This window comes from Myroides gitamensis, from assembly GCF_029894455.1.
Lineage (GTDB): Bacteria > Bacteroidota > Bacteroidia > Flavobacteriales > Flavobacteriaceae > Flavobacterium > Flavobacterium odoratum.
In genome coordinates this window covers 620,904-644,044 of record NZ_JARYHN010000001.1, presented here as the reverse complement: position 1 = coordinate 644,044, position 23,141 = coordinate 620,904, and the positions used below count along the sequence as shown (strand labels likewise).

At 36.5% G+C, this 23,141-nt stretch carries 17 protein-coding genes and 1 pseudogene; 6 read left to right on the top strand and 12 right to left on the bottom strand.

The features are described 5' to 3' along the window. Nucleotides 1-48: 48 nt before the first annotated feature. The gene (locus tag M2306_RS02865; protein ID WP_115090791.1) at nt 49-1,032 is read right to left on the bottom strand and encodes an aldo/keto reductase; all 984 of its coding nucleotides are present in this window, start codon (nt 1,030-1,032) and stop codon (nt 49-51) included. 203 nt (nt 1,033-1,235) lie between these two features. Continuing rightward, nucleotides 1,236-1,787 carry a DNA-3-methyladenine glycosylase I gene (locus tag M2306_RS02860; protein WP_259187910.1) on the bottom strand — a complete coding sequence of 184 codons (552 nt, stop codon included), beginning with the start codon at nt 1,785-1,787 and terminating at the stop codon, nt 1,236-1,238. Nucleotides 1,788-2,084: 297 nt separating this feature from the next. Between M2306_RS02860 and M2306_RS02855 the strand changes: the two genes are divergently transcribed. The 4 genes and pseudogenes from M2306_RS02855 (at nt 2,085) to M2306_RS02840 (ending at nt 7,437) form a co-directional block, all read left to right on the top strand. Further along, nucleotides 2,085-2,540, top strand: coding sequence for an HAD domain-containing protein (locus tag M2306_RS02855; RefSeq protein ID WP_259187909.1), 456 nt, complete (start codon nt 2,085-2,087; stop codon nt 2,538-2,540). A gap of 160 nt (nt 2,541-2,700) precedes the next feature. Then, nucleotides 2,701-4,262 (top strand): annotated as a pseudogene (locus M2306_RS02850) (NAD(P)/FAD-dependent oxidoreductase). A 405-nt stretch (nt 4,263-4,667) separates the two neighbouring features. Beyond that, complete coding sequence (locus M2306_RS02845; protein WP_259187907.1) at nt 4,668-6,209, top strand: hypothetical protein; 1,542 nt, start codon at nt 4,668-4,670, stop codon at nt 6,207-6,209. A gap of 145 nt (nt 6,210-6,354) precedes the next feature. Beyond that, the gene (locus tag M2306_RS02840) at nt 6,355-7,437 is read left to right on the top strand and encodes an NAD(P)H-dependent flavin oxidoreductase (protein WP_259187906.1); all 1,083 of its coding nucleotides are present in this window, start codon (nt 6,355-6,357) and stop codon (nt 7,435-7,437) included. Nucleotides 7,438-7,496: 59 nt separating this feature from the next. Here the strand turns inward: M2306_RS02840 and msrA are convergent, their stop codons facing one another. Continuing rightward, the gene (gene msrA / locus M2306_RS02835; RefSeq protein WP_259187905.1) at nt 7,497-8,588 is read right to left on the bottom strand and encodes a peptide-methionine (S)-S-oxide reductase MsrA; all 1,092 of its coding nucleotides are present in this window, start codon (nt 8,586-8,588) and stop codon (nt 7,497-7,499) included. A gap of 18 nt (nt 8,589-8,606) precedes the next feature. After that, a complete protein-coding gene (locus M2306_RS02830) occupies nt 8,607-9,506 on the bottom strand; it encodes a LysR family transcriptional regulator (RefSeq protein ID WP_147279630.1) in 900 nt (299 codons plus the stop codon). A gap of 134 nt (nt 9,507-9,640) precedes the next feature. On the opposite strand from M2306_RS02830, the gene M2306_RS02825 reads away from it, so the two are divergent. Beyond that, nucleotides 9,641-10,126, top strand: coding sequence for a PaaI family thioesterase (locus M2306_RS02825; RefSeq protein ID WP_115090798.1), 486 nt, complete (start codon nt 9,641-9,643; stop codon nt 10,124-10,126). Nucleotides 10,127-10,200: 74 nt separating this feature from the next. After that, on the top strand, nt 10,201-10,836 hold the full coding sequence (locus M2306_RS02820; RefSeq protein ID WP_115090799.1) for a LysE family translocator: 636 nt from the start codon (nt 10,201-10,203) through the stop codon (nt 10,834-10,836). A gap of 143 nt (nt 10,837-10,979) precedes the next feature. Here M2306_RS02820 and M2306_RS02815 read toward each other — a convergent pair whose 3' ends face one another. From M2306_RS02815 to M2306_RS02780, 8 genes are all read right to left on the bottom strand, one after another. Beyond that, complete coding sequence (locus tag M2306_RS02815) at nt 10,980-11,660, bottom strand: EexN family lipoprotein (RefSeq protein ID WP_259187904.1); 681 nt, start codon at nt 11,658-11,660, stop codon at nt 10,980-10,982. Nucleotides 11,661-11,803: 143 nt separating this feature from the next. Further along, nucleotides 11,804-12,196 (bottom strand): RidA family protein, encoded by a 393-nt coding sequence (locus M2306_RS02810; protein WP_115090801.1) that lies wholly within the window; start codon nt 12,194-12,196, stop codon nt 11,804-11,806. A 48-nt stretch (nt 12,197-12,244) separates the two neighbouring features. Continuing rightward, nucleotides 12,245-13,090, bottom strand: coding sequence for a helix-turn-helix domain-containing protein (locus M2306_RS02805; protein ID WP_259187903.1), 846 nt, complete (start codon nt 13,088-13,090; stop codon nt 12,245-12,247). A gap of 97 nt (nt 13,091-13,187) precedes the next feature. Next, nucleotides 13,188-14,423: an MFS transporter gene (locus M2306_RS02800; RefSeq protein ID WP_259187902.1), complete on the bottom strand. Its 1,236-nt coding sequence runs from the start codon at nt 14,421-14,423 to the stop codon at nt 13,188-13,190. A gap of 200 nt (nt 14,424-14,623) precedes the next feature. Continuing rightward, the gene (locus tag M2306_RS02795; RefSeq protein ID WP_236594129.1) at nt 14,624-15,295 is read right to left on the bottom strand and encodes an ArsR/SmtB family transcription factor; all 672 of its coding nucleotides are present in this window, start codon (nt 15,293-15,295) and stop codon (nt 14,624-14,626) included. 585 nt (nt 15,296-15,880) lie between these two features. After that, nucleotides 15,881-18,349 carry a phosphocholine-specific phospholipase C gene (locus M2306_RS02790; RefSeq protein WP_259187901.1) on the bottom strand — a complete coding sequence of 823 codons (2,469 nt, stop codon included), beginning with the start codon at nt 18,347-18,349 and terminating at the stop codon, nt 15,881-15,883. A gap of 5 nt (nt 18,350-18,354) precedes the next feature. Further along, nucleotides 18,355-19,827, bottom strand: coding sequence for a SusD/RagB family nutrient-binding outer membrane lipoprotein (locus M2306_RS02785; RefSeq protein ID WP_115090806.1), 1,473 nt, complete (start codon nt 19,825-19,827; stop codon nt 18,355-18,357). Between the two features lie 11 nt (nt 19,828-19,838). Further along, nucleotides 19,839-23,006 (bottom strand): SusC/RagA family TonB-linked outer membrane protein, encoded by a 3,168-nt coding sequence (locus M2306_RS02780; protein WP_259187900.1) that lies wholly within the window; start codon nt 23,004-23,006, stop codon nt 19,839-19,841. Nucleotides 23,007-23,141: the final 135 nt, after the last annotated feature.

The following is a 23,141-nucleotide window of genomic DNA, read 5'->3' as shown; positions in this document are numbered from 1 at the left end:
AAAAGGGTGGTCTTTTGAACCACCCTTTATTTTTATATCCTCGATTTATTACATTTTTGCCAAAGCACGATTAATAAAATCAAGTTCATCTGCATTTAATGCAATAGTAATCGCCTGTGCATTTGCTATGGATTGCTTCGCGTTTCGCGCACCAGCTAGCGTCACGGTAATAGCAGGCTGCAAAGTGGTCCAACGCAAAACAAGCTGAGCTAAAGTAGCGCGTTTCTCTTCTGCTAGTGGTCGAATCTCTTCTAAAAAATTCTCTACTTTAGGCAAATCAAACTGAGAAAAATAACTCGCACGATGATCGCCTTCCATAAAAGCATTAGTTTTAAAATATTTCCCTGTTAATAGTCCTCTTTCCATCGGACTATAGGCAATAATACTCAAATCATGAGCTAAAGCATAAGGAACTAATTCTTTTTCTATTCCTCTATTGAGCATACTATAGGGTACTTGATTACTCACGATTCCGACGGTATTTCTGGCTTCTTTCACTTGCTCTAGGTTGTAATTACTTACTCCTGCTGCGCGAATTTTACCTTGCTGAATCAACAATTCCATAGCTTCCATCGTCTCTGCGATAGGCGTAGTCGCATCAGGCCAATGCAATTGCAACAAATCGATATAATCTGTACCTAAACGCTTCAAGCTATCTTCCACTTCCTTTATCACGCTCGCTTTACTCGCATACTTGTAAATAGCGATGTCTTTGCCTTGATTATCTTGGCTATTCATTACAAAAGTACCTTGAGGCTTAGCTAAGTCCCAACGCATACCAAACTTCGTCAATAGCTGTACTTTATCTCGTGCCAATCCTTTTATGGCCTCTCCTACAATCTCTTCACTCACCCCTTGCCCATATATAGGCGCAGTGTCAATGGTGGTTACTCCTTCTTGATGGGCTGCTTGGATAGCCTCAACCGCTTCTTTGCGGTCTGTACTTCCCCACATCCATCCCCCTGCTGCCCACGCACCAAAGGTAATAGCGGAAACTTCTATAGTAGAAGTACCTAGTTTTCTAAATTCCATCTGTTTTGTATTGGTTTACTTGAATATTAAACCTTAAAATCACTACAGCTCGTATCAAGAATTGCTGTTTTCTCATTTTAAGGGCAAGATTAAAGATAACAAAAAAAGCCCTGCAATACAAAAACAGGTGCTAAAAAAGGAAAATTTTAACATCAAAATTCACACTTATCCCCCTGAATTACAAACAGATAATAATAAAAGTTTTATTTTTCTGTAGACCATAAAGGCTGATGTGCTAGTACCTTAGCATAAATAGGACAAGTTTCAGTATGAGCTCCTTTTAAGTAGCCAATACTCATCAAAAATTCATTGACAATTTCTCCGCCCGTAAAGCGAAAGTGTTTTTTAAATAACTTCACCCATTCTTCTTTTGTTTTGGGATGATGGTGCTCTAGCCATTGCTCAAATGAACCAAACTCTTGTTGAAACTGTACGATGACCTTTGCATTTTCAATAGCAGCATTAATTTTGAGGCGATTTCGAATAATTCCTGCATCTTGCATCAAGCGCGCTCGATCTTCCTCTGTATAAGCAGCTACCGCCTGAAGATCAAAATTGCTATAAGCTGTCCTAAAAGCTTCTTCCTTTTTCAGCATTGTTTCCCAGCTCAATCCAGCTTGATTGATTTCCATCAACAATCGTCCAAATAGCTCATTATCATCATGAATCGGAAAACCATAATGATTGTCATGATAATTTTTATGGAGTATTTGTCGGTCCCCAGTCAATAATTCAACGTGATCACAATAAGACATACTTTCTCTTTTTAAAATTCTGTTTACTAGTACTCAATACTATTTTGGTACCAACAAAAATAAAACTTCCAACTGACAACTGTTTGTCAAGCAGAATTAAATATTTTTTCTCCTTTGAGGTTGAGAAACTAAACACAACATTCTTCTTTTACGAAAAAACGATTGTTTTCAAAGATAATATTACAATTGCATACTAAAAACAAAGTACAAGAGTAAAACCTACTAAAAACGTTATATTTTAGTAAGCCAAGAGCAAATTTAAAAGAGACAATGAATACTGTAAATTAGATTTTTAATATGAAAGTTTTTTTAGACATCGATGGCGTCATGGTTCACGGCAATCCACAAAAAAAAGTGGAAATTGCTGAGGATGGTTTTTACGTCTTCATGACTAAAGCCATTGCTATTTTCAATCAAATCGAAGTAGATGAAATTATTTTATCTACTTCACATCGAAATAGGTTTTCTATAGCGGAATGGTCCGCTTTATTAAAAAGCAGAGGATTAAAATTTTCTAAACTTACAAAGATGATATCTTGCAGTCCTTATACTTCAAGGAAAGAAGAAATTGAAACTCATATAGTAACTTATCATTTGCTTCCAGAGGATATACTTATTCTGGATGACGATAAATCTATTTATGGTCTATCTCCACATATAAAAGAAAGAGCAATTGTTACTCAGTCGTTTCTTGGCTTAACAGCATTTGATTTAGCTGATATTCAAACTATTTTACAAGTGGAAGTAAAATAGAAAAGGATACGCAAGAAATAACAAACATAATCACCGCTAAGCAAGGGCATAAACAGATTTAGGCTGGAAGTATCTTTTTTTCATTGCATTTAATTTCAAAAATTGTTTTCTATTTTTTTAGTGTATTTTTGCGCTTTAATTTTTATTGCTTTATAAAAAAATGCCACAAGAATTACTGCTCCAAGTGCTTCCTGAAGTTGCGGCTTCTGCGGACTTATTAACGTCTTATGTTGCACAACATATTAAAAGTTCAGTTTCTGACATTCAACACATTACTATTCTAAAGAGATCGATTGATGCTAGACAACGCATCGTCAAAATCAATTTAAAAGTACAGGTGTTTTTTACTGGAGAAGAGGTTGTACATCGACACATTGACTTTCCTGCTTACAAAAATGTAAAAGATGCCAAACGCGTTATTGTCGTTGGTGCAGGACCTGCGGGTTACTTTGCTGCACTGCAACTCATTGAATTGGGCGTAAAAACCCATTGTAATCGAAAGAGGAAAAGACGTTCGTGGGCGTCGAAGAGACTTAAAAGCAATCAACATTGACCATATTGTAGATCCTGATTCGAACTATTGTTTCGGTGAAGGTGGTGCAGGGACTTATTCTGATGGTAAATTATATACGCGTTCTAAAAAACGCGGAGACATCAACCGTATTTTAGAATTATTGGTTGCTTTTGGAGCTTCACAAGATATCTTAGTAGAAGCTCATCCCCATATTGGGACAAATAAACTACCCAAAATCATGCAAGACATGCGCCATAAAATTGAAGAATTTGGTGGTGAAGTCCTCTTTGAAAAACGCGTCACTGATTTTGTCTTAGATGGCAATGAAATGCGAGGAGTAGTACTTGAAAATGGAGATACAATTGAAGCCAATAAGGTTATTTTAGCCACAGGACACTCTGCTCGTGACATTTATGAATTATTGGATCGAAAGAATATAGTAATCGAAGCTAAACCTTTTGCTTTGGGTGTTCGTGCAGAACATCCGCAATCACTTATTGATCAAATTCAATATTCGTGCGATTATAGAGGGGAATTTCTTCCTCCTGCTCCCTACTCGATTGTAAAGCAGGTTAATGGACGTGGAATGTATTCCTTCTGTATGTGTCCGGGTGGGGTAATAGCCCCTTGTGCTACCGCTCCTGGAGAAGTAGTGACTAATGGATGGTCTCCTTCTAAGCGCGATCAAGCAACAGCAAACTCGGGTATCGTAGTTGAATTGCGATTAGAAGATTTCAAACCTTTTGAAAAATTCGGCGCATTAGCAGGAATGGAATTCCAAAAGTCCATCGAACAACAAGCTTTTAGATTGGCTGGAGAAACACAACGCGTTCCCGCTCAACGCATGGTAGATTTTGCACAAAAGAAGGTATCAACTGCTATTCCGAAAACTTCATACCTACCTGGAACAACAGCGGTTGAACTAGGAGAAGTATTTCCTAATTTCTTAACGGACATTATGCGAGAAGGTTTTTCAGGAATTCGGAAAATCAATGAAAGGCTATTTTACCAATGAAGCCATTCTACATGCACCAGAAAGTAGAACCTCATCACCGGTGCGTATTCCTCGTGATGATCGCTCACTAGAACACCCTCAAATCAAAGGTTTATATCCTTGTGGGGAAGGAGCTGGTTACGCCGGTGGTATTATTTCTGCTGCCATTGATGGAGAGAAATGCGCAATCCTCTGTGTAGAAAGTATGCAATAAATCTAATTTTAATAGATCAATCAAGTCCAACTGCTTTTGTAGTTGGACTTTTTTATTGCATTTTGTCAACGCAACTTTAGGACAATCCTTTTTCTTTTAAAGAATTCACAAATCAATTTGAAAAAATTGAATCATAATTTAGATAATAAAAATTTTAATTCAATAATTTAACCATTTATAACATTCTATTTATTCACATCTTGCGAAATAGCCTTGTTTTGTTATGTTAATTTATTTAGACATTAACCTTTTGTTCAAAATAAAATCTAACTTGCACCAAGTAGAATTTTATAAACATCAAATATAAACACCCAAAAAAAACCAAAAATCAAAATATAAAATTCTTCCAACAAACAAAAATAACTCGTGTGCCTGCACACACTTTGACACTAATTCGATTTAATTATGAAAAGACTATCGTATGTAATAAACTTTGTTTTGCTTAGTAGTTTAGCAATCACATCATGTAGTAGTGATGACCACAATTACTTAATCCCTGTAGATCCAATCGATCCAACAGTTCCTACTACCGTAAAGCAAGCTACAGGAACTTATGTAGGAAAAGTAAAAGATAGCGGGAATTTCGCTATTGTTCTTACAACCAACAAAGGGGAATTTAATTTAAAATTCATCTCTAATGTTGTAAAAGAAGAAGAATTATTAGAAGCAACCTTAAAATCAGAAACGTATATTGTTGCTGATACAGAAAATCTATACACCCTTTCAACAACGAGTACAATAAAAAATGGTGACGCAGTAGTTGCAATCACAAAAGGGGAATTAGCGGTAGTAAATACCAATGGTTCTTATACTTTCAAGGGTACTTTACAAGACGAACAAGGGGAAGAATATGACATCAATTACACACAAGCCATTGATATTGAACCTGTTTACAATGTAACGTATGAAGTTCAAAACGGTTGGTATTGGGGAGATAATATCTTTGATCACCCCAATGTAGCGGAATATATGACGTATTTCACTCAAGGAGATGCAAATGAATACGGGGAATTAAAAGAAGATGGAGATGGATACTATATTTCTCTTTCTTTCTTTGACGAAATGGCTCCAAAAGCATGGGAAGCAAAAGTTCCTGTGAAAACCTTTAAGGCATCTACTGAGTATAAAGTAGGCACATTTAGAGTAGGATCAAAAGAAGCGATTGAAAATGGAGATTATGATTATTCATTTGCTTCATTCCAACACAACGATAAAGCAGCTGGAATCAAAGATGAATTGTACATTTTAGATGGTGCAATCAAAGTGATGGACAACGAAAAGGGACAAGAAATTCGCTTTAATATTTTATTAGAAGATGGTACAAGACATTTAGGTAAATACATCGGAAAAGTAAAACAAGGCGATCAATATACCGTTTCTACGTTGAGAGCAGATAAAGAAGTTGAGCAATTAACACAAGGATTTTTAGAGTACAAAGGCAAATCACCAATCACGGGAAAAGAAAACAACCGTTGGAATATGTATTTATATTCAGGTACGTTAACTCCTACTCCTGGCGAGTACTTTGATGTAGATGGAACAGGAGAATGGATGCGTGTAACACTTTACACAGACGTAAATGCAACAACTGATATTCCGACAGGAGAATTCCCAATCGGAGAAGAAAATGCAGGAAATGCAGGTTTAGGTGGAGGTTCTGAACCAGGATTAGACTGGGGAACTTGGTTTTATCAATTAAAGAATGGCAATCCAACAAACTTCGCTCCTACGCGTACAGGAACTGTAAAAATTGAAAAAACAGGCGATCAATATACAATCACTGTTAACGCAATCGACGACAGAGAAAACAAGATTACTGCTTCGTATACTGGAGCCTTGGAATTCGTAAACAACGCTAATAGAGCTGCTGCTAAACAAACAAAAGCTACTAAAAAATCGTACAACAAAGGAAAAAAATTCGACGCTGCTAAAAACAGTAGAAAATAGTTTTCTTCTCTTATACAATCAAAGCCCAATTGCCTGCAATTGGGCTTTTTTTATTTTTACCCTGTTTTAAAATACTGCTATTTATCATCTTTTCCTTTTATTTTAACTCGTACTTTTGAGTATTAACCCCAAAAAACGAATGAAGATGTCTACGAAAACTTTTAGTTGGAAAAACAACATTACCACACTTCTATCTATACCATACCCTATTATTCAAGCTCCCATGTTTGGCGTCGCTACTCCTCAAATGGTAGCTGCAGCTGGTGAAATTGGTGTTTTAGGTACACTCCCATTGGGCGACTTACCTGCTACAAAATGTAGAGAATTAATTCGGGAAACAAAGCAGTTGACTTCTCATCCTTTTGCGGTTAATGTGTTTCTAAATCCTTTACCGGAACGCACAGCTGAATTAAAAAATCAATATACCCGTACAAAACAATATTTAGAAGATTTTTCCAAACAAGCTAATCTGGACGTTCAATTAGCAGACTATGACCAAGTGGTTTATACAGACTACCGCGACCAAGTGGATGCAATTATTGCCGAAGGTTGTCAAATCGTCAGTTTTACTTTTGGTGTCTTTGATGAGGCAACGATTGCAAAGCTCAAACAACATGGGGTTATCCTTATTGGTACAGCTACATCTGTAGCGGAAGCGCAACTATTAGAACAAAAAGGCATCGATATCATTTGTGTACAAGGCATTGAAGCAGGTGGGCATCAAGGTACTTTTTTACGTGAAACGCTACCTGAAATTGGAGGATTATCTTTGTTAGCTAAAGTATATGAAACGGTAAAAACACCACTCATTTATGCAGGTGGATTATATAATGCTTCCACACTCCTAGCTGTTAAAACATTAGGTGCACAAGGATTTGCTCTTGGTAGTTTATTGATGGGATCGGAGGAAAGCAATTTAGCCGAATTCGAAAAAGAAGCTTTACGACAAGCTGCTGAAGACCAATTGGTCTTAACTAAAAGTTTTTCAGGTCGTTATGCAAGAGGATTGCGCAATACTTTTACGCAAAAACTAGATCATTCAGATTATATTCTACCCTATCCGTTCCAAAATAAATTGACGGTAGGTTTTCGAATCGCAGCTAAAAAGAAAGAAGATGCACAATTTTTAAGCTTATGGACCGGACAATCTCGTGGGCCTTATCCAGGTGCATCAATCAAAGTAATTCTTACTCAGTTAATTCAAGACGTAGAAACGTATCAACAATAAAATACGAGATTAATTTTATTTTCTATTTTTCAAAAAGAGGGGCGAAATTATTTTCGCCCTTATTTTTTCTTTTGAAGTAAAGAGAGATAAGCTCCATATCCTGCTGCTTGCATTTCTTCTTTAGGAACAAAGCGCAAAGAAGCTCCATTAATACAATAACGCAACCCACCTGTCTCAGCAGGTCCATCGTTAAAGACATGTCCTAAGTGAGCATCACCTGTAGTACTTCTCACTTCTATGCGATCCATACCGTGTGATTTATCTTCTTTTTCTTCAATTAATCGCGTATTAATCGGTTTGGAGAAACTAGGCCACCCACAACCTGCATCATACTTATCTGTTGAAATAAACAACGGTTCACCTGTTGTAATATCTACATAAATCCCCTCGCGAAACTCCTTCCATAGTTCATTGCTATACGCTCGTTCTGTACCGTTATTTTGCGTTACTTCGTATTGAGTTGGAGTTAATGTTGTCTTTAATATTTCTTTTTCTTGACGTTGATACGTTTGCTCTTTTTTAGGGTTAGCCTTTCTCGCTATTTCAAATAAATCTGCACCAATATGACAATAACCCCCTGGGTTTTTATCTAAGTATTTTTGATGATACGTTTCTGCATCGTAAAAATTGCGCAATGGTTCTACCTCAACTACGATTTCTTTCGTGTACTGCTTCGCTAATTCCTTAATTTTTTGCGTAATTAAAAATTCATCTGACTGATCTGCATAGTAAATCCCAGAGCGATACTGCGTTCCCACATCATTGGCTTGTCGATTTAAGGTGGTAGGATCAATTATTTGTAGAAATAAATCAAGTAACAACTCAAAATCAACAACTTGAGGATCATATGTTACTTTTACTGTTTCTGCGAAACCAGTTGTTCCTGTAGTAACCTCTTTATACGTTGGATTTTTCGTTTTCCCATTTGCATAGCCCACTTCAGTAGCAACTACTCCTCTAACTTGCTGGAAAAAGTGTTCTGTTCCCCAAAAGCACCCGCCTGCAAAATAAATTACTTTGGTATTTTTATCTTTTCTTGTTTCCATTTCTTCCTCTGTTTTAGCTGTGTATTTACTTTGATGAAATACTGTACTATTAGCTAGTACAAGTCCACTTACAATAAGTAGAGCGATAAAAAATATTTTTTTCATTTGTTCCTTTTCTAATTGTTATACTGTTTCATCTTCTTCCATCTGCTCTTGTAAAATAGTTAAAAATAACTGCATGGCAGGACTAATCCACTTTTGGTGATGATAAGCCGCAATCATCGTAATTGTCGGCAAAAAACCCTGTACTGGAATTTCGATAATCTTCCCTCCTTTCAATTCTTCCTCTACCACAAAATGAGGCAAATAAGAAATACCGATCTGGCTCATAATGCTTCGTTTTGTTGCTTCAATACTCCAAAGTTCAATGTGTTGTTTAACCGCTATACTTCTCTTTTTTAATTCTTCTTTGAAAGCTTTTTGATACACTCCATTGCTATCACTATTAATCAATGCGCAACCTTTCTCTTGATTCCATTGACTGAAATCCATCTCTTTTTTTGGAAACTGAGGAGAAGCCATCAAGCCTACTTTAAAGTCTTTAATAGGAACCGTTTTTATTTGTGGCCCATAACCATCTACCTGGTAATGAATCCCTAAATCAATTTCATTTTTAATAATATCTCTTTGTATTTCATAACAGTTTTTGACTTTTAATTTTAAAAGTACATTTGGTGCTTTTTCAATAAATTTCTTTAATGCAGGTTGTAAGATATAGGTTACTAAACTATCCGAAACTGATATAGTTAAACTACCTTCTATTTTTGTACAATCTGTATTAAGTAATTTTATTTGTTGAACCTCTTCCTCAATACGCTTAATATGTGGAATCATTTTTAAAGCCTGTTCAGTAGGGTGCATCCTTCTTCCTATTTTTTCAAACAAGGAAAAATTAAGCTCATTTTCAAGTTGTTGCATTTGATAACTAATAGCCGATAGGGAATAATTTAATTCCTTTGCTGCTTCTTGGAAACTTTCTTTTTCAACAATTGTCTTAAAACTTTTTAATTGATGTACATCCATACTTCTAAAATATTGAAGTAAAGCTACCAAAAATTTCAATTGTTTGAAAGTATTTATCTTCCTAAATTTGGTGACAAATAAAGCTTTTTCTGTTAAAAGAAATCGAATAAATTTACATACAAAAACAAACAATTATGACAAAAAATACACGTACCTATACTTGGGAAAACCCTACTACCCTTTTAGACGAAGCGAAAAAACAAAGTGGTTATGATCTTTTAGTAGGAGTTCTCAATGGTTCATTGCCACAAGCACCTGCACTCGAGACAATTCACAGTACGCTGATTGCGGTAGAAAAAGGACAAGCTGTTTTTGAATTAAAAGCAAGCGCATTTTTATATAATCTTATTGGTACTGTTCACGGAGGTATTATCAGTACAGTATTGGATACGGCTATTGGATGTTCACTACTCACTACTTTAGCAGCAGGTGAAAGCTTTACTTCTTTAGATTTAAAAGTAAATTTTCTAAAAAAAATCACCACCGACAGTCCATTATTACATACTGAAACAACTATTATTCACCAAGGTAGAACAACAGCCTATTTGGAATCTAAACTCGTTGATGCAACAGGTGTGATTTATGCACATGCAGTATCTACTTGCCTTATTTTTAGATAGTACTTTTTTTTCAAAAAATACTAGCTCAACCGATTTGTTTTTGCTTTCTATCACCTTCTTTTAAAACTAAGTCTATGATTCCGTTTCAAGCCTTGTTGCTATTTGCTTTAGCCGCTTTAATTTTAGCTATCACTCCAGGACCTAATATGGTTTACCTAATTTCAAGAACTTTATCACAAGGTAAAAAAGCGGGACTTATTTCGCTACTAGGTGTTATGGTTGGATTTTTATTTCATATCCTATTGGTTTCCTTTGGATTAACCGCTGTTTTATTTGCAATTCCCTATGCTTATACCATTTTAAAATGGACAGGAGCCCTGTATCTGGTTTACCTCGCTTTTCAAGCGGTAAAACCCAATGGGAAAAATATCTTTGATGTTGAACAAACACTCAAAATTGATAAACCAAGTAAACTATTTTCTATTGGTTTTTTGACTAATGTCCTCAATCCAAAAGTGGCTGTATTCTACTTGTCGCTATTTCCACAATTTATAAAACCGATGCACGGTTCGGTTCTACTGCAAAGTTTAACGCTGGGAACCACTCAATTAATCGTTAGTTTTTTAAATAACTTACTAATTATTTTATTCGCTGCTAAACTCGCATCCTTCTTTCAAAAACAACCGTTTTGGGTTAAAATACAAAAGTGGTTTATGGGGAGCGTATTGCTCTTTTTAGCTGTAAAAATGGCGTTTTCTAAAGGAAGATAGGTTTTTGGTTGACGGTTAACAGTGGACAGTTTGGTTGGCGGTGGATGGTGAATGGTTGACAGTGGATGGTGAACCATTTACAGTAAATAGTATAACTTTTTACTATAAATAGACTAGATTAACGCCTAGCTTTTCTTTCTTAATTAAGCTCTAAAACTCACAACACTTCCTGAGCCATTGCGATTAAATCTAGCTTGCATATCTGCGGTAACTGGACGTCCAAATGCAAGAATTCGACAAGAAACATTAATTCCCCCTTTATGTTCAAAATAATCTTGATTCGCATCAGGATAAAACGGAACAATATTATTACCATTAGTCCTATCATAACTCACATTATCATTCTCATATGTTGCACCAGCATTAACAAAGGCAATAGTTTCATAATCTCTAATTGTAAAATCAACAAATGAACTTGATTTTCCAATAATAGCACTACTATGTTTACCTGTCACTTGATACTGTGTTGTAGATTTAGTACTTTTTTTCGATTCACTAGTATTTACTTTTTCAATTGTAAATTCATCCTCAACATTTTTCAATCCTTCTGGTGAATGAAGCTCAATAAAGAAGTTTTCCAATTCTTTTAAATCTAATTTTTCAATTGCATGTCTATGCTCACTTTTATAATAGTCATACGAAATAGTTCCATCATCATAAGCGCCATATTTATCAAAGATTTCATTCATTTCAATAACTTTTTCTCGATATTCTTGTTCTGTTAACTGAAAATCTGAAGGATTCTTCGTCTTTTCGTCTTCTTTACTACACCCTGTAAGAAGAATTCCTGTAATTGCTAATAAGCAAAAGAGTAATTTTTTCATATGTATAAAATTTTTAATGGTTATTATTCTATAAAATTAGCAACAATAAATCAAATTAAAAATCTACAAATCAAGTATTTACACTTGATTTCATACTAAAATCAAACATCCTTTTTATACCAATACAAAAAGGATGTTTTCTTTTACTTCGCAGCCCAAATTTCAATTTCAATCGCAATTTCTGGTAAACCTAAAGCGGAAATATAGGCAACGGTCATGGATGGATAATTGTTTCCAAAAACGCTAATCCAGATAGGGTCAAAATACTCCCAATCGATGGTTTGTGTTGCCCAAATATTCACTTTGATTACTTCTTCAGCTGTTAAGTCTTGACTTGCTAATAGGGCTTGGATATTGTCAAAAGTCAATTTTACTTGTTCATTAAAATTAGACGGAATCACGCCTTCTGCATTGATGCCAATTTGACCTGAAAAGGTAAATAAACTAGCTTCTTTTGGAATCACAGTTACGTGTGCATATTTTCCCACAGGGTGAGGTACTGTTGCAGGGTTCATTCGAACGATTTTGTTTTGCATTTTTTTATCTTTTAAAATTATACTGCAAAACTAAAGGATGCGAAATCCTTAGGATTGGATAAAACCGACATCCCTAAAAATTACTCCTTTTCTCCTTTTCTCCTTTTTCCACTCGGGAAAATTAGAGAGCTTTTCGTCTGAATGTTTCAAAAACTGCGTTGGATTATTTCCTGTAAAAGTTTTAAACTCTCGGATAAAGTGAGATTGATCATAGTAATCTTGATCATACACTAGCGTTGTTAGGGTATCAAACCCCTTGGTTTTTAGCAATTCTAAACTCGTCTGAAAACGCATAATTCGCGAGAAAATTTTGGGAGATATTCCCGCATGTTGTTTCATGAGACGTTCCAAGGTGCGCTCAGACATTTTCAATTCTTCTTGAATCTCTGCTAGTGATTTACCGCATTGTAATAAATTAGAGGCAAATTTAGCCTTTTGATTTTCATAACGGACAAGCTGGATTTGTCGAAGAATAAAATCAGAAAGCAAGGTAATTTTATCCTCTATCGTAGAAGCATGCTGCAATTGATCCAATAAAGGAGTAGCCATCAAATCAGCTAATGCAATGGTTTGATTGGTTACATCAGAAGCATCCAATCTGAATATACTTTTTAAAGCTGTAGGTTCCAGATACGCGCCAATAATGCGAAAAGCACCATCAATTAATTGATTGGTATACGTTGTAAAGGCACCGTAAACATACAATTGAGGCGTATATTGTTCGTGTTCATCTCGAAATAGATTAGGCGTATCTTGGTAAATCAAAGCGGGAATCCCATCGGGTACTATTTTAAATTGCTTGCTCACCGGTTGTTCTTCTCCACTCTCCAATACCCAAAAGTAACGGATATACCCTTGTAAAGCAGGAATGGGAAGAATTTCTTGATAACGCATGGATTGAGATTTACAATATCAAAGATACTGATTTACTGGGTACATCGGGAAGATGTTTGTTGAGCAATTGTTCCAATCAATAAAGCTACATTCTACCTCAGCGGGTTTCTTTCATTCGGATCCACACTACAATACCTGATACAAGCGTCAAGGCTCCCGCGATGTGAACAGCCCACATCAAGCCGAAATAATTCCCTACAATTCCAGCCATTAACGCTCCTATAGCATAACCCATATCGCGCCAAAAGCGATAAACACCCAAAGAAGAAGCTCTCCAATTGGGATGTGCCACATCACTAACCGCAGCGAGCAACGCAGGATATACCATAGCTGTTCCTATCCCCAATAGAACAGAACCAATTAAACCCGCCGTTAAAGGATTGAAAACAGCACTTCCAATCTCTAGATGTCCCAATACTTGGATAAACATTCCCCAAACAATTAAGGGTTTTCTCCCCCATTTATCAGTCAAAGGACCTGTTACAATCTGTCCTACTCCCCAAACAACTGGATAGACAGCTTTAATCCATCCCACGCCTTCTAATCCTACACCCATCGAGATAAAAAGCAAAGGAAATACTCCCCAAGACATTCCATCATTTAAATTATTGATTAACCCGGCCTGAGAAATAGAAAACAAGTTCTTATTTTTATAGGTAGTTTCTTTAAACACCCACCACAAGTTAGGCTTAGCAATTCCTTCTTTTGTTGTTTGATTGTGCTGTTTGGCTTCCAATTGTGCAAATTGACGGGTATCTCTCACAACAAAAATCGAAAGTAGTAAACCAATAAGCGTATAAGCAATTCCCAAGTAAAAAGGCGCTGGACGCAAACCATAACGAGAAGCAATAATCCCGGTGACCAAAGCAGTTAGCCCTACAGCACCATAACCAGCAGCTTCATTTAATCCCATAGCCAAGCCGCGACTTTTACTTCCCACTAAATCGATCTTCATGTTTACCGTCATAGACCAAGCCAATCCCTGACTAATCCCCAAAAGAATATTCGCAAATAAAATCCAATCCCATGACGGTCCATAAGCCAATAAAAAAGGAACGGGGACACCAATAAGCCAGCCTAAAACCAATACTTTCTTGCGCGTATATTGATCCGCTAACACCCCTGAAATTAAGTTGGTAAACGCTTTGACCACCCCGAAAGCCATGATAAAAGAAAAGACAACAACGTCCGATTGAATATGAAACTCCTCTGTTCCCACCAAAGGAACAACCGTGCGCTCCAATCCAACCATTCCTCCAACCATCATATTGACTACGACTAAAAGGATAAATTGCTTCCAGTTTTCTTTTAAACCAAGTTGTATAGCCTTCATCTGTTATTTTTTTGTTTTATGTTTTTCTACATCAGATCGAAAACAAAGATAATATTTCCCATCATCTATTCAATAAATTCATTGAATAGATACTTTATGAAATATACTTCCTTACTCTTTGGATCAAAACAAACAATCAGATCCATAACAAAAAAAGCGCATGGATTCCTCCATGCGCTTCTCTGCTATTTTTCAAAAATCTATTCTTCTTTTTTATTTGTAGGCAGGCCTTTTAAAGCCCATTCAGGATACCCTTCCTCCAAGCGAATCGCTTTAAAGCCCTTTTCCATCAGGAAAGCAACAGCTTCATCCGCATAAACACAAAAAGGACCGCGACAATATGCCACAATGGTTTTTCTTTTGTCGAATGCTTTTATTGCCTTTTCTAATTGCTGTAAAGGCATTGATAGTGCTTGATGAATATGCCCTCGATTGTATTCTTCTTCTGGGCGAACATCCAACAATAAAATCTCTTCTTCTTTAAGTAGAGTTGCTAACGTATCTGCATCGATTGCTTGTAGGTTTTCATTTTGTCCTTGACGAAAATCAGTAATCACCTTTTCTACTTCTGCATTGAAATGAATCCCCAATTCACGCAAGGCAATCCACGTCTTATATACCCCATTACTCCTCAGTGAATAGTATATAAAATTTCCTTGTTTATTGATTTGAACGAGTTGCGCTTTTTTAAGGTTCTGCAAGTGCTGGGATGCATTCGCAATGGATTGATTGGTATAATTGGCAATCTGTTCTACAGAGAAAGGCCCTTGCGCTAATAGATCAATAATCTCCAATCGCACGGGATTTGCCATTGCTTTGGCTACTTTTGCTAACTCTGTATATACGGTGTCTTTAAATGCTCTCTTATCCACGATTGATCGGTTTTTACCACTCATCACTTGACGAATACAACAAAGATACGATATTTATGATTGGAGCTTTGGGAGGGTTGTTTTTTGTGAGGTTTGTGCTTTGCTCTTTGTGAGGTTTGTTTTTTGTGAAATCGTAAAATTTATCGATTAAAGAAGAAATGCTGTTTTTGTGAGGTTTGCCCAGATTTTTTATCTGGTTACTTGGCAAATTGCCATTTGCCACTACGGGATTTTACATCTCAACTTCTCATCGTCTAACCTTCTCACCATTCACTTTTTCTATTATTGGATAAGGTTCCTTCGATTCTCCTTCAACACTCCTTGGAGTTTCCTTCGAGTTTTCTTGGACATTCCTTCGACAAAAGGGTGTATTTTCCTAGTATACTCCAAGGAATGTCCAAGGAATGTCGAACAAAGGTACTGCTTGTCTTTATTTTGTCAGAAGTGAATTTGCTCTTTGTGAGGTTTGTTTTTTGCTCTTCGTGAGGTTTGACCAGACTTTTCATCTAGTTACTTGGCAAATTGCCATTTGCCACTACGGGGTTTTACATCACACCACCTCATCATCTTACCACCTCATCTCACCTAACTCCACTTTGAAAAACTCGCCATATAAGGATCCGTAATACTACTTGCTCCATTTTCGATATGACCTGCATATTGATAAACAAAATTAGCATAATTGACTAGCGTAATCACCACATCATACCATCCTTTGTATTTAGTATAATCTAGCTTCAGGGTGTGTTCTTCGTTTGGTTTTACTGATATCTTCTGATTTTCTTTGCTGTATACAACATCTTGAACATAGAACGCAAGTGTTTCATTTGATTTGTTCTTGAGGGAAATCGTTACAGTTTGATCGACATGTACTATAAAATCAACAACTACACTAGGATCTTGTACTTTCCCTTTGAAATTTCGGTAAAAACCATTGAAACTATGTACACTAAAGTTGTATCGTCCTTGTTCTAAATCCTGGCTTCCCCATTGGTATACCAAAGATTCCTTTTCATCTACGCTGAAATTCCAATTACGACCTGTTTCTCCTTGAAACTTCTGATGAGCATATACTTGAACAGGCGCTAAATAGTCCTTATTTTTAAGTTGATTGGCGTGAATATCCAATTGCATTTGCACTCCTTTTTTATCAACTAATGCATTGACATTGATTACATAAGGCAATCCGCACGCTTTTTTTACGCCACTTTCTTGTTTAGGGAAATGTTGAAAATCATTCCACGCTTGGTGCTGTTGCAATTCCTGCCAAGTGTAAGCATTAAAACCTTGTGGTACATTTTTATCTCGGGCATTTAGAATACGCTCCACATACTTGCTTCGGTCAACAAAATCTAAATCCAATTTCTTCAAATCATTCGCTGGTTGAAAAACGGATGTCATATTACTGCATGTACCTCTTCTCCACGCTGATATATTCTCTTCAATTACTTTTTTTCCTGTTTTTTTCTCGATGAAATACTCCAAAAATTGCAAGGTTGACGTTAAATCACATACTTCTGAATTTACCCAACCCCCTCTTGTCCAAGGTGAAGCAACTACCATAGGTACGCGATACCCTAAACCAATAGGACTTGCCAATGCGCTTTTACTATCTCTGGCGCGATCTTGTGCTAGCGTTACCCACTCATCTTGTGTATCCAATTGACTAGATACTTTCCCTTGTTTTTCATCTGTGCTCAGTGGAGGAACAAACGGTGCGACGTGATCAAAATAGCCGTCATTTTCATCGTACGTTAAAATAAAGATAGTCTTTTTCCACACCTTTGGATTTTTCGTTAGAATATCTAAAACTTCCGATACATACCAAGCGCCAAACCATGGAGCACCAGGATGGTCTGAAAAATTACAAGGAGCAACTAACCAGCTCACCATAGGCAATTGATCTTCCGCAACATCTTTTCTAAATTGATACAAAATATCTCCTTTGGGAACAGCTACCTTTTTGGTTTCTCCATTCTCTTGGTATTCCATTTCTTCTATTTGGTGATAATCAGGATCAGCGGTATTGGTTGTAAAAGCTTTTTTGTGAATTTGCTGTTCAAAATCCGATAATTGAGCAAATGCAGTTTCACCGTGTTCTGCTAGGTATTTTTCTAATGCTAAGCGTTCTGTTTCAGCTTTTTGCAACGCTTCTCCAGTTAGCGTACCATCCGTTATCTGTTGTGTTAAGCGTTTCAATTCTAATGTCTTGAATTGAATATGCACCTTGTGAAAACGAACATTATACTGCCTGTAAAACTCTAAGTTATTATCCGTAAAATTAGCCAACCACGATTCTTCCATATCCGTAAACCCTACAGGTACGCTCAACTCATTTTGGTACACCTTCCAAGAGATATTATTTTCTTCCAATCGCTCGGGATAGGTTTTCCAACTCACATCTTTGTAGTTGATTTGCCCATTGTTGACGTGAGCAACAGAATTGGGATCACGTGGATTTTCGCGAATTGCTCCTGCCCAAAAATACGATCGATTGGCGCTTGTTCCCGTTAAGGAAGAACAAAAGTGCTGATCACAAACTGTAAAAGCATCCGCAAAAGCATAGTAAAACGGAATATCTTCTCGCGTAAAATACCCCATAGTTAAAGGCATATGCGCGTATTCTTTATTTCCCGGTTTTTTCGCAATCAACCATTGATCCATTTTACCGTCATTTCTCGCTTCCACCATATCTTTCCAGCTATGCGGTAAGCTCCCCATCCAGGTGATTTTTGTGTTTTCAATATCCAATCGAAAAGGGCCATATATCGTTTTATTTTGGTCTGTTTGAAACCAAACAGGCAACTGATTGGGCTGTCGAATTACGCGAGGATCATTAAACCCGCGAACACCGCTCAACGTTCCATAACAATGATCAAAAGAGCGATTTTCTTGCATCAAGAACACCACGTGTTCTGCATCGAGAAAAGTCGTTCCAGGATCTGCTTCAATACTCAATGCGCGTTGAATTGACGATGGCATTGCATTTAGAACCGTCATCCCTCCCATAAAAAGGGATGACGTTTTAATAAAATCTCTTCTAGTTGTACTCATCTCTCTTATTTTAACCACCAACTAATTCCTCTAATATTATCTGAACCGCTAAACTGACGATCTAATGCTTCTTGTAAATGCTCTTGATTTCGGTTGTACTCTGAACTTGGGTATTGCCATCTCGTTGGAGCAGTAACGCCTTGTTGTAGTTTCAAAGCTGGAAATCCTGTACGCAAATAATCAAAATAAATACTCATTCCCGCTTGATGAAACATAATCAAATACTTTTGCGTCAAGATTTGTTTCAATTGGGTTTGTAAATCCCCACCTTGGTAGCTTACCTTAGGCTGTTGCACATATTCCTCATACTTTTCTGTTGTGAAATAGTTTCCTAAACCCTTAGCATATTGAGCATAATATTCAAAATTCCCTTTGATTCCCTTCAGGTAAAAATCTGCTGCATTTCCTGCAATCCACCCTCTAGCCGATGCTTCCGCTAAAATGAATTGCAATTCGGCATAGCTCAAAATTACATTGGTTTCATTGGTTGGATCTTGATAGTATCTGCTTTTTACTTTAGAGATATTTTTACTTTGTACTAATTTTTCATTTTCAGCATAAGGTACCGTAGGATCTCCTCCATTGTATCCATCGAAATTATCTTCGGCTAATCCTTGCTCCAAAGCTGAAGCGGTACGTTGAGCAAATGCAAATAATCTCGGATCTTTCAATTCTTTCAACAAATCAATAAAAGTACTTGACATATACATACTTGATCCGTATGAACTTGAGTTGAACTGAGGATAACGGCTTCCTGCTTGATCAAAGAAAGTAAGCTGGCCATTATCTGTATTATCCATCATCAAGATTCCTTTTTGATAGATTTCATTAAAGCGTTGAGCCACATCAATTCCGCCTACTTTTTGCTTTTTAGACAAAGTCAACAACACTTTTAATTTATAGGATTCAATCAATTTTTCCCAGCGATTTAAATTGCCATTGTAAATGATATCACCTTGAATTGAACCTTCTTTTTTCAATGTTTTTGACGCTTGTTCTAATTCCTCTAAAATTCCCACAAACACAGCTTCTTGTGTATCGTATTTCGGAAATTGGATGCTTCCTTCGCCTTGCAAAGCTTCTGAGAAAGGAATATCACCAAACGACATGGTTAATTCATAAAAGAAATAAGCTTTTAAAAAATGTCCAATTGCAAGGTATTCGGTCTTTCCTGTACGAGTAGCCTCGTCCATCATTTTTTGGGTTTGCATCAAATCTTTATAACGATCAAATCCTTTACTTCCCCATTTCAAATACTGATAGGTGCTTTCTCCATCCGTTTGTATAATCATACGAGAAGCATACTCTTTATCTATATTTTGTAATGAAAAAGCTGTTTTTTCAACTTTTGTGAGTAGTAAATAAGGATCTGCCTCCTTGATTTTATTTGGATCTTCATTCAATTGATCTAAATCGTGACATCCCACTACGGTTAATGCCAAAGTAATTGCGTATAGTGTTTTTAAGTATTTTTTCATGACTCTCAGTATTAGAATTTTACATTTAACCCTAGTCCAATCCAACGTGTTGAAGGATCTTGGATATCGTTCTTATTTGCTGTATCGTAATCTGGATCAGAATACAATCCTTTTGATTTTTTCCACATCAATAAGTTATATCCCGTTAAAGAAGCAGATAACTGCGTGATTTTCTTTGATTTTATCATAGGCGTAAAATCATACGATAAACTCAAGGTTCTCAATTTAAAATAGGTACGATCAAATACGTTTGCGAATAATTTGCTTTCTTTTTCAGTTACTCGAGCGCGATAAGGGTAGTTTTGCGCCCAACTTTGCCAGTTTACAGCTCCTGTATGCTCTTTAAATACACGGGTATCTGAAATCACATTTCCTTGTACATCCGTTACTAATTCTCCCGAAACTAGGTTAACCCCACTAGGTACAAACACGGGATTTCCTGTTGAGTATTCTTCATCTCTGTAGCGAACAGATTCAGGATGCTTTCCTCCCCACCACATTTTCTCTACCACTTCAGAACGCATTACACCACCCCAAATACCATCAATTCCAATATTCAATCCCCAATTTTTATACTTGAAACTATTGTTCCACCCTAATGTCCATTTTGGGTCTTTATGTCCTAAATATGCCGCTTGTTTATTTGCGGTAGGCATTCCTGTTTTTTCGTCTAAGATGACTTTTCCATCTGGTGATTTCATCCAATCCACACCATAATAGGAATCCACACGGTCATTCAAACGCAAATCGCCAAATCGCTCTGCATCTTCGTGAATTTTCGTCAAACGTCTAGTTCTCGCACTCCAATTAATGGCTGAGTTCCACTGAAAATTATCATTTTTCACTACAGCACCTGTTAAAGAAATTTCCCATCCATTTGTTGTATATTCATTTCCATTCACCTTCATGTTATTGAATCCAGATGCTTCTGAAACAGGATAATCAATAATAAAGTTTGAGTCTAACACGCGATAATACGTTACATCTACATTTAAACGCTTCTTGTAAAAAGCACTTGATAAACCAACCTCATAGGTTTTTGATTTCTCAGGAAGTAAATACGGATTCAAAACGGCATTGGGATATTCTACCATTTGATTGCCATTGAAAGAAGGGTTCACAGGAGAATAAGTCGATTGCAATTGATAAGGAGTTAAATCGCTCGATACATTTGCCCAAGACGTATACAATTTTAAATAATCAATTTGTTCAGGCATCTCAACTAAATTAGAGACCACCACACTCAAGGAAGCAGAAGGATAAAAGTAGGAACGTTGACTTTTCGCTAAAGCTGAAGACCAGTCATTACGTCCTGCAAAACTCAAGAAAAATGCGTTGTATAAATCAAATTCTATGGTTCCATACACACTATTTACTGCCTTTTTCTCCAAGTAATTCGTTGCGGTAACGGGACCTTTTGAATTTCCTAAATTGTGTACACCTGGTACGGTTAATCCATCAGCTGCTGCAAATGAATTTGTTAAACGATAGTAACGAGAAGCCGCACCTGCATTAATATTAATTCCGAAATTATCGGTAATGGTCTTGCTGTACATCGCTAAGAAATCATAATCAATATCCAATCGATCATTTTGCTCTAAACTATATCCACCTTCTCTTGATGTACTATAATTGAAATATGATTTTGGGCTTTGTAATTCTGTATTGTTATTCGTTGAAATCATCGAAGCTCTTCCTTGTAATACTAAATCTTCCGTTGCTTGATAACTCAAACTCAATTGTGCATTTGTCACATCTTTATTCCAGATTCGTTTGAAATATTCTGATCCAAACCAAGGGTTGTTGTACCATGCATAATTGTAACTTGCTTGTTTATATCCTTCCATTCCTGGAGTCCATAAATTGTTTTTCAAATCACGTCCATTTACATCATCTCCCATCCAAATTAAAATAGTGTACATATGCCCACTTGGGTTATATTCATAATTTGGCACATTTGGCGCATGTACTCTACTATAAGAAAGCTTAGAATCTAACGTCAATTTATCGGTCAAATAAGTTGTTGATTTGAAGTTTAAACTTCCTCTATACATACTCGTATTCGGTACTCGATCTTTGTTGTACGAAAAATCCCCACCTAAACGATACGATCCTTTTGCTGATTTGTTTGAAACCGCGAAATTGGTACGAGAGATGATTCCCGTTTCCATAAACTCTTTCAAGTTATCGTGGTACTCCCAAGCAATAGGCACTCTTTCGTAACGCGATTTATCATCGTACTGTGTCCCTTCTACGTTTCCATACCAAGGAATTACACTTCCCGTTTGTTTGTCTCGGATTGGACTATTCCACTGTGCAATATTCACCCCTGGTTCAAATTTAGGTCCCCAAATCATATCCCCATCACTGATTCCTCCATCTTTTCCATCCCAGAATTCATATTTCCCATTTGACCCACTTCCATATTCATTTTGCGTTTTAGGAAATAAAGTATACCCTGCACTGATCATTGTATTTTGCGACACCTCAACCGTTATACCTTCTGTTTTAGCATTTTTAGTTGTAATCATAATGGCACCATTACGACCTAATGAACCATACAGTACAGAAGCACTCGTTCCTTTCAACACATTGATATTGGCGATATCCTCTGGTGATACATCATAAAAATCGGTCGTTACTGGAATCCCATCAATCACAATAAGTGGATCTTTTCCTCTTAAGGAAAACTTAGGTGCTTGTAGCATCCCAGGAGGATTGGATACTTGAAGTCCTGCTACTTGACCACTCAACAAACTTCCCATATTCGGTGTAGCTACTTCTTGTACTTTTTTAACGTCTATATTTTGCGTTGCATATCCAATTTTCTTCTCTGCTTTTGAAATCCCCAAAGCCGTGATGACTACTTCATCTAAAGAAGCTTGTTCTGGGATTAATACAAAAGTAAAATCAATTGTTTTTTGTACTGCTTTTTCACTGTTTTTGTACCCTATAAAAGAAACTACAATATGATCTTTATCCTCTACTTCTAATGTGAATTTTCCATTTAAATCTGTTGTTGTTCCCGCTGTTGTTCCTTTTATTACAACAGAGGCACCAGGTAACTCTAATCCTGTTTCATCTTGTACCACCCCTGTAATATTTCGCTTTTGTTGCGCATAGGTCAGGCTGACACATAGTAGAAATACGGTATTCCAAAATAGTAATTGCTGTCTCATGATTCTTTTAATTAAGTTGAGACAAATATTGTTTTTTCAACGCGCTATCGTATTACGCAAAAAACAAGAATCCCGCTTTTTACTTTAACTAATTATTAAGAATCCCATACGCATGAAACAATAAGATAACAAAGG